Origin of the sequence: Zhouia amylolytica AD3 (assembly GCF_000511935.2) — a bacterium.
GTDB classification, from domain to species: Bacteria; Bacteroidota; Bacteroidia; order Flavobacteriales; family Flavobacteriaceae; genus Zhouia; species Zhouia amylolytica.
This window is the reverse complement of sequence record NZ_AYXY01000026.1, coordinates 302,579-315,402: the sequence shown is the minus strand read 5'-3', so window position 1 is coordinate 315,402 and position 12,824 is coordinate 302,579. Positions and strand designations below refer to the sequence as shown.

Annotated in this window: 9 protein-coding genes and 1 tRNA gene; 5 read left to right on the top strand and 5 right to left on the bottom strand. The window is 37.1% G+C overall.

Annotated elements, in window-relative coordinates; genetic code table 11:
* Positions 1-8 precede the first annotated feature (8 nt).
* The 3 genes from pth to P278_RS14950 form a co-directional block, all read right to left on the bottom strand.
* Positions 9-638 (bottom strand): aminoacyl-tRNA hydrolase, encoded by a 630-nt coding sequence (pth, locus tag P278_RS14960; protein WP_038268612.1) that lies wholly within the window; start codon positions 636-638, stop codon positions 9-11.
* Between the two features lie 85 nt (positions 639-723).
* Complete coding sequence (locus tag P278_RS14955; RefSeq protein WP_038268609.1) at positions 724-1,326, bottom strand: 50S ribosomal protein L25/general stress protein Ctc; 603 nt, start codon at positions 1,324-1,326, stop codon at positions 724-726.
* 19 nt (positions 1,327-1,345) lie between these two features.
* A complete protein-coding gene (locus P278_RS14950; protein ID WP_038268608.1) occupies positions 1,346-2,287 on the bottom strand; it encodes a ribose-phosphate pyrophosphokinase in 942 nt (313 codons plus the stop codon).
* 146 nt (positions 2,288-2,433) lie between these two features.
* Between P278_RS14950 and P278_RS14945 the strand changes: the two genes are divergently transcribed.
* From P278_RS14945 to P278_RS14925, 5 genes are all read left to right on the top strand, one after another.
* Positions 2,434-2,514 (top strand) — tRNA-Leu (locus tag P278_RS14945).
* An 803-nt stretch (positions 2,515-3,317) separates the two neighbouring features.
* A complete protein-coding gene (locus P278_RS14940) occupies positions 3,318-6,167 on the top strand; it encodes a TonB-dependent receptor (protein ID WP_038268607.1) in 2,850 nt (949 codons plus the stop codon).
* Positions 6,168-6,502: 335 nt separating this feature from the next.
* Entirely contained in the window at positions 6,503-8,989 is a 2,487-nt protein-coding gene (locus tag P278_RS14935) for an outer membrane protein assembly factor BamB family protein (RefSeq protein ID WP_038268606.1), read from the top strand.
* A gap of 147 nt (positions 8,990-9,136) precedes the next feature.
* Positions 9,137-10,291 carry a TIGR03364 family FAD-dependent oxidoreductase gene (locus tag P278_RS14930; RefSeq protein WP_038268605.1) on the top strand — a complete coding sequence of 385 codons (1,155 nt, stop codon included), beginning with the start codon at positions 9,137-9,139 and terminating at the stop codon, positions 10,289-10,291.
* A 1-nt stretch (position 10,292) separates the two neighbouring features.
* Positions 10,293-10,970: a phosphonatase-like hydrolase gene (locus P278_RS14925; RefSeq protein ID WP_038268604.1), complete on the top strand. Its 678-nt coding sequence runs from the start codon at positions 10,293-10,295 to the stop codon at positions 10,968-10,970.
* Between the two features lie 78 nt (positions 10,971-11,048).
* Here the strand turns inward: P278_RS14925 and P278_RS14920 are convergent, their stop codons facing one another.
* Both P278_RS14920 and P278_RS14915 read right to left on the bottom strand, forming a co-directional pair.
* On the bottom strand, positions 11,049-11,615 hold the full coding sequence (locus P278_RS14920) for a helix-turn-helix domain-containing protein (RefSeq protein ID WP_038268601.1): 567 nt from the start codon (positions 11,613-11,615) through the stop codon (positions 11,049-11,051).
* Between the two features lie 91 nt (positions 11,616-11,706).
* The gene (locus P278_RS14915; RefSeq protein WP_038268600.1) at positions 11,707-12,819 is read right to left on the bottom strand and encodes an SGNH/GDSL hydrolase family protein; all 1,113 of its coding nucleotides are present in this window, start codon (positions 12,817-12,819) and stop codon (positions 11,707-11,709) included.
* Positions 12,820-12,824 lie beyond the last annotated feature (5 nt).

The window sequence follows — 12,824 nt, the reverse complement described above, 5'->3', positions numbered from 1 at the left end:
TACGTATTTTACTTACCGTTAAAAGTGTTCATGGTATTATTCATCCCGGCAGTACCGAAAGACTTAATGAGCTCGTATGATTTCTCTAATCTTTCAGGCATTTTCGAGAGTTCATCATCACTCCATTCTCCCAGCACATAGTCTACTTGTTTTCCCTTTGAAAACGAATCTCCTATACCAAATCTAAATCGCGGATATTTATTGGTATTTAATTCCTGTTGAATGTTCTTTAATCCATTATGCCCACCATCACTACCTTTGCCTTTAACACGGATGGTCCCAAAATCAAGATTTATATCATCTGTAATTACCAATATATTTTCTATAGGAATTTTTTCAGTATTCATCCAATACCTAACAGCCTTTCCGCTAAGGTTCATGTAGGTATTAGGTTTTAAAAACACAAATGTTCTTCCCTTGAACTTAAAGGAAGTAAGGTCACCTAATCTTTTAGTCTCAAACTTTAATGACTCTTTTTCTGCAAAATAATCTAACACTTTAAAACCAATATTGTGACGTGTATCAGCATACTCAGCACCAATATTTCCTAACCCAACAATCAAAAATTTCTTCATAGGATCAATTTCTTGTGTAATCGATTTATTTCGACCAAATATAAGATTTAAAAAACCGGACATATTTGAATTTTGAACAAAAATAAAAAAGCATTCGGTATCAGATACCGAATGCTCATCACTGTATTAAATAATACAATAGGTTTTATTATTTTTTCGCAGCTTCTTTCTCTGCTTTTGCAGCATCTTGAGCGGCTTTCATTGCAGCACGAGATACTCTTACCTGACATACTACAGTGTTGTCCGGGTGCATAAATTTATAATTATCAGCTGCTAGTTGAGTAACATATAATTTATTACCCATTTCTAATTCACTGATATTTGCCTCGATAAAATCTGGCAAGTCTGCAGGCAATGATTTTACTTTAAGCTTACGGTTTACTAAACGTAAAACACCACCAGCCATGATACCAGGAGAGTTACCTACAACTTTTACAGGAATTTCCATAGTTACTTCTTTATCATCTTGTAACTGGTAGAAATCTACGTGTAAAATACTGTCAGTAACTGGATGAAACTGGATATCCTGCATGATTGCATTTAGTTTCGTCCCATCTTCCAGATCAATTACTACGGTGTGTGCATCCGGAGTATAAACCAATTTAGAAAATGCTAATTCATCAGCTGAAAAGTGCAATGGCTTATCCCCTCCGTATACTACGCAAGGTACCTTTCCAGCATTACGTAAGGCTTTAGTAGATACTTTGCCCACGCTTTCTCTTTGAGATCCTTTGATTGTAATTGACTTCATTATATAAAAATTAAATAATTTACATGATAAATTTTGAACTGATAGAAGTATTATGGTGTACTCTATGCATTACATCTGCAAAGAGATCAGCACAGCTTAATACTTTTACTTTAGGACTCTGTTGTCTTAACGGAATCGAATCAGAAACTATTAATTCAGTTAATTTAGAGTTCTCAATTCTTTCATATGCATTTCCAGAAAGCAAGGCATGTGTCGTAATCGCTCTCACACTTAAGGCTCCTCTTTCTATCATCATATCAGCTGCCTTGGTGAGTGTTCCTGCAGTATCAACCATATCATCGATCAGTACTACATTTTTACCTTTAACCTCCCCGATTAGCTCCATGTGCTCTATTATGTTTGCCTTTTTACGTTGCTTATAACAGATAACCACATCACTTTCCAAGAACTTAGAATATGCATACGCTCTTTTAGAACCTCCCATATCTGGTGAAGCAATTGTTAGATTATCAAGCTCCAAACTTCTTAAGTAAGGCAAAAAGAATGTAGATCCGTACAAGTGATCGACAGGCTTCTCGAAGAATCCCTGAATCTGATCAGCATGCAAATCCATCGTTATAATTCTGGTTGCTCCGGCAGATTCTAATAGTTTAGCCACAAGTTTTGCACCTATCGGCACACGAGGCTTATCTTTTCTATCTTGTCTTGCCCATCCGAAATATGGCATTACAGCAGTAATATGTCTTGCTGAAGCTCTTTTGGCAGCATCTAATGTTAATAACATCTCCATTAGATTCTCACTACTTGGATGGGTTGATCCTACAATAAAGACTCTGGCTCCACGAACCGATTCTTCAAACGACGGTTGAAATTCGCCATCACTAAATCTGGCATAAGATATCTTACCTAATTCTGTTCCGTACGACTTTGCTATTTTTTCCGCCAATTCTGTACTTTGAGTACAAGCAAAAATTTTAGGATCTGGCACTGTATATGGCATTCTAACGTATTGTTTAGTAGTTACTTAATTGATGTGTTGCGTTTAATGAGGTGCAAATTTAGAAATTTATTCTTAGAGCAAAAGTATAATTGTAGATATTTTTGTTTTAGAAAAGAAAATATTTTATAGATTTGCACTCCGAAATTGCCTCGGTGGCGGAACTGGTAGACGCGCACGACTCAAACTCGTGTTCCTTTGGAGTGTGGGTTCGATTCCCACTCGAGGTACTTTAAAAGCCTGATGACACTTCATCAGGCTTTTTTATTTATACATGTTTATGTCTTGGCACCGAATATTAATAACTCCCGTTATAACTGAAGTTTCACTTTCACATTGAACAAATATCCTTTAATAAGTATAGAATATCCATGCCTTATCTATGGATTATCCCTAAGGTATCTATGCCTTTGCACCGGGCCTAGACACCTTAAACCAGGAATATGACAGTCTTAGACATACACTACACCCTTTACGAAAAATGAATACACCCCTGTCTATCAGCTGTCTCAGTTTATTCAAACTTAAAAAATTTAAAACCCCTTAACAATCTTAACTTTTAAGACACATAAGGATAACAGTAAAGTAAGGATTTGATAAAAACTAAAATTTACAAATATTAAATAATTATTTCATTTTTGTGGTTCACACACTAATAGCAGTATTAGTCGTTTCTAATTTAGAAGATCCTACATTAAGAGGTATCACTAAATATTTAGAATACGCTTCACAGATATTAAAATGAAGCAGTATTATTTAGGGCATGTAAATCACGTCACTCACACTCTTTTTACAACCACTGCTCTATCTAATAAGACTGCACCAAAGGTCAGTCGGCTCATACCGGCTGGCTTTTTTTTGCCCATAAATTCTTTCATATTAAAACATTTTATACTCACCAGGATATTAACATTTCTTTTACATATTAGTAAAACTATGTTGAATATTTGTTAACCTAATAAATTTACAAATAGTAAAATTATAAGTCATTTTTGTGCCGAATTTTAAACTTTACTAACCTTTTAATTCAAAAATGAAAACAATCAAACTAATTAATCTATTTGTATTACTGATCGTATCGACAGTAGGTTTTTCCCAGAACGGTAGTGTGAAGGGACGCGTTATGGACGGCAATTTTCCACTTCCCGGGGCCACGGTACATATCCAGGGCACACAGAAAGGAACTACAACAGATTTTGGCGGTTATTTTACACTCACCGGAATAAATCAGGACGACCAAGCGTTGGTTGTAAGCTACATTGGATATCAAAAGCAATCCACTACTTTGAATTTTGGCAGCCAAAAGGTATTGGACCTTGGAAACATCACATTAACTCCTGAAGCTTCCCAATTAGAGGAGGTTGTTGTACAGGGAACTGCCTCCAGAAGATTAAGTGAAGCCAAGGCCCTTAACCTTCAAAAAAATGCATTGAGCATAAAAAGTGTAATTGCCTCTGACGGTATAGGAAAACTTCCGGATCGTAATGCTGCTGAAGCGGTACAGCGTGTACCCGGAGTTTCTATTGAAAGAGATCAGGGTGAGGGGCGCTATGTAGCTGTCAGAGGACTCCCTTCTGAATGGAACGCTACCACCATGAACGGCAACCGTATTCCTACCGGAGCTGATGAAGGTGGAAGCAGGGCTACGGCTTTTGATTTTTTTCCAACGGAAATGATCGGATATGTAGAAGTATCTAAAGCTTTAACTCCGGATATGGACGCTGATGGTATTGGTGGAAGCGTCAATTTCATCACCAAGACAGCTCCATCTAAATTTACTGTTGATGCCACTTTAGGTACGGGATATAATGAAAAATCAGGAAAAGGTATATACAGTGGAAATGTTACCATTGGGAACAAGTCGGATTCAGGAAAAACCGGTTTTATTTTAAGTGTTTCTCAATGGAACAGAAACTGGGCATCAGACAACTTTGAAGCCCGAAGAAGTGGTGATTATGGAGTATATCGCCTGGAGCTAAGAGATTATGTGGGTGAACGAAAAACTACCGGTGTCAATGGTGCCTTTGAATTTAACCCAAGTAAAAGGGATAAAATTTACACTAAAATAAACTATGGAAAATTATTAGACACTGAAATTCATTATAAGCACCGGGTACGTTTTGACAAATTCAATGAGACCACGGAAACCGGACGTGTGGAATTACAAAACATTTACAACGACCTTATATTCGAATTTATCGGTGCTGAACTTGGGGGGAAACACCTTGGCAACCATGGGGTTTTTGACTGGAGTCTGGCTACCTACAGAAATGAATTTAGCTACGGAAACATTCCCGACAGGAATAATAACAGTTACTATGTTGTTAAGTTTAATCAAAATGACGTAGGCTTTAACGCGGACCTTATTGAAGACAGAGGAGTTGGTCCAAGAGCTTACTGGGATTCTGATGGTGGTGCCATGAACTATTTCAGCAATATGTTTGACGTGTATTCGGACCCGAACTTCCAGATGGATCCTACTAAAATGGTATTTGCTGACCTGGAATTGTATAAAGTGGGTGTTATGGAACGTGATAATGTAATTGCCAGTGCCAATTACGAATTAACCGCAAATGATCAATTGAAGCTAAAATTTGGCGCGAAGTTTAGAGATAAGGACAGAAAGGCCGTATTTGCAGACGAATTTTACGGTTGGTCTGGTAATAATGCTTCACCTACACTTGCTGATTATCGTGAATTTAACATTGAACAACCCGGAAGGCTGGATTATTTAAATGAATTAAATACTTCGGGAAAATCCTTCAACCAGGTTCTTTCTACGGAAGGCATGATTCAATTTTACAAGGATAACTTCTTCAATGGCAACCTTTCTTTGCTTGAAGACGATTCTGAATTATTACGAAACGGTGGTGGTCTTGGAAGGAATTTCAACATCAACGAACAACATGCTTCAGTATATGGTATGGCCACCTATAGCTTTTCTGATAAGCTAACCTTATTAGGAGGACTAAGAGCAACCAATACCAGATCGATCATAGACGGGTATCAATTTGATGTAACACCTGAGAATCCTGATGGAATTTTAAGAAAGGTCTCACAAACCAAAAGCTATCTATCGTTACTACCTATGTTACATTTAAAATACGTTCCTAATGAGAAAACAAATTTGAGGTTTGCGGTTACCAGAACATTTGCCCGACCTGAATTTGCTTATATGGCTCCAGGAGGTACTTATATAGCAGCGGACAATGAATTTAAGGGTGGTAATCCGGATTTAAATCCAACCTACTCATTGAATTTCGACCTTATGGGGGAATTTTACTTAGGTAAGTTAGATGTGATCACTGCAGGAGTTTTCTACAAATCTATTTCGGATCCTATTTTTAATGACACACAACAGGGAACTATAAACGGGATTAGTGGTGTTGAAATATCAAGACCCAGAAACGGAGACAATGCCTGGTTAATGGGTGCAGAGATCAGCGCCAATAAAAAGTTTGACTTTTTACCGGGTTTCCTCAATGGATTTGGGATGCAGGCAAACTACACCTTTACCAAGTCTGAATTCACCATTCCAGGCAGGGAGGGAACAACAAGACTTCCAAGACAGGGAGATCATTTAATCAATGCGCAACTATACTTTGAGAAAGGGCGCTTTAATATCAGAGGAGCATACAATTTTAAAGGAGCGTATATAACCGACCATGGCAGTGGCCCTAAGCGTGACGATATTTACTATGGCGATTATTCTGCCCTGGATGCGAATGCTTCCTTCAGAATCAGTGATCATTTTACCATTTTCGCTGAAATCAACAATATTCTTAATGAACCATTGGAATATTATTACGGGGATTCCAGCAGACCGAGACAAGTAGAATTTCATGGTCTGAGAGGACAGGCAGGAATTAAGTGGAGTTTGTAAATTTCATCAATTAACACACATTTAGCATTCATTTTATTCAACCAATAAAAAAGTCAGTCGGGAAGATTCCGGCTGACTTTTTCTATGAATAAAATATTCCAACAGTCAATTCTTCTAATATTTTCTTAACTATAGTTTTATCTCACCATACATAAATTCCGAATATTAGTCACTATATTTGTTTACTTATATTAAAAATAACATCTTGTAAATGCTGTTAATTTTACAAATTGTAATAAACAAGACTCCTAAACACATTAAACTCAAATGAATATCCTTTGATTTCTTGATGTAGTTAAAATTATATGGAGGCATGAATTACCTAAACGAATAACATGAACAAAACAGTTAATCAGATTATTTTCTTATTCATCATTTTCATTTCCCATGAGGTAACCTCTCAAATTAAGGGGTCGGTATTTTTGGATGAAAATGGAAATGGGTTAAAGGACAAGAGAGAAAAAGGAATTGAAGGCGCTATTGTTTCTAATGGTCTTGAAGTTGTAAAAACGGATAAAAAAGGCGTATTTACTTTACCTATTTGGGAAAAGGCTCGTTTTATCACTATTTACCCCGGCGCAACTCAATCTGCAAAGACTCGATATATTAAAGTAGATAAGAGCATTAAAACCTACAACTTCCCAATTCAAAAAAAAGAAATCAAAAAAGAAGTTTCTTTTATTCAGGTATCTGACACAGAAACTTTCGAATATAAAGATTGGTTAAACAATTTAAAATCATATAGTAATTCTATAGATCCGGATTTTATAATCCACACTGGTGATATCTGCTATGAATCCGGTATGACCTGGCATGCGGACAATATGACCACTAAAACTATGAATGCTCCGGTCTACTATTGTATTGGAAATCACGATCTGGTTAAAGGCAATTACGGAGAAGAATATTTTGAAAACAAATTTGGTCCTGGATGGTATGCTTTTGAGGAAGGGAAAGCCTTATTTGTTATAACCCCTATGATGGGAGGTGATTTTAAACCAGGATATACACGAGAAGAAATTGGGAATTGGTTACAGAACTTGCTGGACTCTTATCCCAAGGAAATGCCTAAATATTTTTTCAACCACGATTATCTTACCAATGGTGATGAATTTGTATTTAAAATAAATGATAACAAGGAGATTCTTTTAAACAATTACAACATCAAAGCATGGATCTATGGACACCGCCATGCAAACATTACCAAGCTTCACGGTATTACGAATATAAAATCCTACTCAACAGCTACCGCTGCAAAAGGGGGGATTGACCATTCACCTTCTTCATTCCGTGTTATTAAAATTGACGATGCCGGCAGCAGTTCCTCTGATCTGGTATGGACTTTTGTTAACGACCAGTTGCAAATTGTTTCTCCACATCACGATGAATTACACCAACACGGCAAAGAACACGTACATTTATCTTCGAACGTATATAGTTCGAACAGTCCGATTGACAGTGTTAAATACAAAGTATACGATGAAAAAGGGTTAACCTGGAAAACTTATGTAAAAGGCTCCGAGATGCATCATATGACCCAACGATCAGATTGGAACTGGGAAGCCACATTTAAACCAGAGATTCCAAACAATAATTATGAATTAGCCATTGAAGCTTATTTAAAAAACGGGAAAGTATTGTATGACAAACAAAAGTTCACCATTAAACCGGGGGGAAATAAAGCTTTCGATAATAAATGGCATAACCTTGCCGGCAATAGTGCGCATGATGCCGTCGTTAATTTTAATCACACAAAGGACTATGTACTGGAATGGGTTAAAAATATTGGGAGCAACATATACATGAGTTCGCCAATTTTACATGAAAATCATGTATTCACAGCCAGTTTTGATGACGGAAATGCGGAGAAAAATTACATTGTATGCTTTGACACACAATCGGGTCAGGAAGTTTGGAGATATCAAACCCGGAACGGTATAAAGAATCAAATGGTGATTGCCAGAGATATACTTATTGCCACCGATATGCAAGGTTACACCTATGCCCTTAATACCACTTCAGGGCATCTTGTTTGGGAAAAAGATTTAAAATATAACCGACTCCCAGGATTTATATCTGGTCTGGTTACAGATGGAACAATGGTATTTACGGGATTTGGTGAAACCCTATCGGCCATTGAGGTCGAGACCGGTAAAACAACATGGATCAATTCGGACTGGACCGGCGGTTATGGAAGTACAACTACCATGACACTTACCCCTAAAATATTAATAACCTCTGCCAATTGGGGTGCGTTATATGCGCATGATAAAAATACCGGTGAACTCTTATGGAAAAGAAACGACAATGGTTTAAGATTTCGGGATGGCAACATTTTATTCAAAGAGGACAAACTTTGGATCGCAGAAAATGACGGAGCAAAGGGAACATTGCACGTATTGGAACCCAAAACAGGTGAATCAATAAAAACGATAGAAACTCATATTGAAAACAAGAGTACAACTACGCCGATAGTAACTCCCCATTCAATTTATATCGCCGGATCTGATCCCGGAATCGCATCATATGAAAGAACTACCGGAAAATTGAAATGGTTATTTGAAGTTGAACCTGCATTGTTTTATACCCCTCAATATTATTCAGACCATCAAAGGAGCATTGAGACAACACCCGTATTGGTAGGCGACGAACTTCTATTTGGTGCTATGGATGGATGGTTGTACAAACTGGATGCTATTACCGGTAAGTTAATATGGAAAACAAATCTTGGTGCACCAATATTAACTTCAGCAGCAGTAACCAAGGAAGGATTCTTTATATGTGATTTCGCAGGAAACATCTATTACTTTAAAAATAAATAAGTTTAATCACGACGATCACATTTAATATAATCTTAACACTAAACAGGTTTTCCAAGGGAATTTCCTGTTGTTAAATAATTATATATTTTTAATATTTGTAAATATTTTTTACATTAGATAAACATCAATGGGCAACCATTTAAAATCATGAGTAAACAGTACGATTTAGTAGTTATTGGGGGTGGAATTTTAGGTACATTTCACGCCTACCATGCTCTAAAAAAGGGCTTATCAGTTGCTATTTTAGAGAAGGACCTACAACCGATGGGAGCTACAGTCCGCAACTTCGGACAGGTGGTTCCTTCTGGAATGGACAGCAAGTGGCAAACTTATGGAAGACGAAGCCTGGACATTTACAAAAGTATTCAATCAAAATTTGATATCTCAGCCAGACAAAACGGAACGGTATACCTGGCTTCTAATGAAGAGGAGGTTCAACTTATTGAAGAATTATATCAAATCAATCAAAATAACAAGTATGCCTCCCAAATTTTAACCAAGGAGGAATGTCTTAAGAAATATAAAGGATTACGAAGCGACTATGTGAAGGCCGGTTTATTCTTTCCGGAAGAAATTACCGTAGAATCACGGGTTATGATTTCGAGATTACAGCAATATATGGTTTCTGAATTGGGGCTAACTCTGCATTACCAGATGAACGTAGTGAATTGTGAAACTTTAAATGGAAAAGTTGAAATTACCACTGCTCAGGACGGAATCATTTATGCCTCTAAGGTTATTGTTTGTAATGGCAATGAATTTAAAACCTTATATCCTGAAATTTTTAATCAAAGTGATCTAGAGGTTTGTAAGCTTCAAATGATGCAAACAAAGCCTCAAAAAAATCATGTAATTCCCGGGTCTATACTCACCGGGTGGACCATCAGAAGGTATGAAAGTTTCAGAGAGTGTGCGTCCTACAAAGAGATTAAGGCTAAGGAGGCCATTGATAGTTATCAAAAGCAGTGGGGTGTCCATATCCTTTTTAAACAAGCCACTGACGGTTCGGTTATCATTGGCGATTCGCATGAATATGCCGATGCTAAAAACGCTGACACACTCGGCTTTGACTTAAATATGGAATTGGATGATTTTATGGTTAATGAGGCCAAAAAAATAATCGATCTTCCGAATTATGAAATAGCCCAACGTTGGTATGGGAAATATTCACAATGTAAGAACACAGACATATTTATACATGATGTGGATGATCACATTCACATTGTGACAGGAATCGGCGGTAAAGGGATGACCGGTAGCGCCGGGTTTTCAGAACAAAATATTGAATTAATATATAATTAGAATGAAGGACCAAAAAATTGAACTTGTTGTTTTTGACATGGCAGGAACAACTGTAGATGAAGACAATGTAGTTTACAAAACCTTAAGAAAAGCCATTAATAAGACCGGCTTTGATTTCTCTCTTGAATTCGTCCTTGAACATGGTGCCGGGAAAGAAAAAAAGCAGGCGATTATAGATATTCTTGCCGAAGCCAATGTACATGATACAGCTTTGGCAGATAGTGCATTTGAAGACTTCAAAGGACTTTTAAAAGAAGCTTATGACACTTTGAATGTATCAACTTATGAAGGCACCAAAGAATTGTTCGATTCATTAAGAAGCCGAGGCATAAAAGTTGCTCTTAACACGGGATACGATGCTAAAACCGCCAATTTACTCATAGATAAGTTAGGTTGGGAAACAGGAAGGGATATCGACCTATTGATTACTGCTTCTGACGTAGAAAACGGTCGTCCGAATGCTGATATGATCACACTGATCATGGATAAACTTCAGGTCTCTGATGCCCATCATGTGGTAAAGGTTGGTGATTCTATCATCGACATAGAAGAAGGGAAAAATGCTCACTGTATATACTCAATAGGTGTAACAACGGGTGCACATACCAGAGAACAACTTCTAACAGCCAACCCTGAATACATCATTGACTCCCTTAAAGAATTAGAGTCAATTCTATAATATCAAACATTCATTTGTTTTTTTTTAATTTGATTTACTTTTACGATTAAAGGGCTTTAAGCAATTAAAGTCCTTTTTTTACAAGTAGAAATACATCACCAGCATTTTTGCTTTCTGATCTGATTTATTAACCGGCACGTGTGGTATTCGGCCATCAAAGAACAAGGCATCACCTTCATTTACGGTAACCTCGTCATCTCCAATTATATAATTACAGCTTCCGCTTAACATATACTTAAATTCAAAAGCCTCGGTAATTACTTTATCCCGCTTTGAATTAGGAGAAACCTCTAACAATACAGCTTCGAAACCAATAGATGAGAGTTGTTTATTGAATATGAATTTATACAAAAAGCCTTCGGCCTCATCTTCTTTTTCAATTACAGAGAATTCTGAGGATTTAGTAAGGATATAAGAAGATCCGTTTGAATTTGGCATACCCAGAAAGAAATCTGTAACCTCAACTTCAAGTGCTTTTATTATATTAAATAGGACTGGTAATGAAGGAATGGTTCTTCCGTTTTCAATTCTGGAAATCAGCCCATTACTAACATCTGCTCTAGATGCGATTTCACTAATGGTCTTTTTATTATCCTTTCGAATTTCTTTTATTCGTTTACCAATACCAATTATATAGTCTTTCATCTGTCTAATTTGCAGACAAGATATTCAAAATTTAGAAAACGTATTTAACAAATTCGATCTTTTACATAACAATACACCCAGACACCTCTAATTATTCTATTAACTGCTGCTCTTTTAAAAACTTTTCATACGCCCTGGCATATTGTATCATCCCATGGTCATTCGGATGTGTTCCGTCGACAAAAGCATCAACCCCCAATCCAATTTCTTCCTTCGTCAGCATATAGATATGCTGAACTCCATTTTCAATCATTTCGTGATAAACATCAGTTACGACTTTATTAAGTGAGGTATATAGCTGATTTCGATCCTGTTGCAGGGCACCATCGGAATATCCTCCATGTTGTACTAGTAGCATTGGAGTTTTTTTATGTTTTGACCTTATTAATGTTATGGCTTCCCTAAGTCTTTTTCGGGCTTGTTCGGGCCCCATATCATCCCTGGTAAAGTTTGGCATGCAATCTAATATAATGGCCTCAGCATCATATTTAGTAAAGTAATCCAATATTGGTTCTTCGAGCAATCCATTTCCGGAGAAACCTAAATTCACTATAGGCCGAGCTAAGTTACGCGACAAAATATTCGTCCATGCCATTCCCGGTCTTGAAGCGCATGCTCCCTGAGCTATCGACGTTCCATAGACAACTAAAGGCTTCTGTTTTGTCTTATTCTCTCTCTTGATTTCAAGGTTATTATTTTTCGGAACCCCTATTTTCAGCCATTCAACCTTGGTGTATAATGGTAAATACAGGTAATAAACCCTTTCTGAAGACCTTTTAGATATCCCGGAATAATTATAAGAAATTGTATCCTGAAATCTAAAATCTCCTCGAATCCAACGCCATTCACTGGGTCCGTCAAGGGCATATAAATCTACTCCACTTACTCCTGTAGCAGGCATATGAGGCATACTTTTATTCCCTTTGACCTTGTATTCCACACGTATTTTTTCAGCATCCGTAGTAAACAGTAGATACAAGCCTGCTGAGTGTTGAGACAATCTCCAAACCGGTTCTCTTACCTCAGATTTCAAAGCCAAAGGCAGTCTATTGAACCCATCAATGTCTTTGTCAGCCAATCGACCGTTTACTTCGGTTGGCTTAATTTTGGTCCATATAAACTCCTCTTGTACCTGGGCGTCGGCTTCTATTGGATTTAGGCTACCGAATAACAAACACAGGAATATATAACTTAACTGTTTCAAATCTC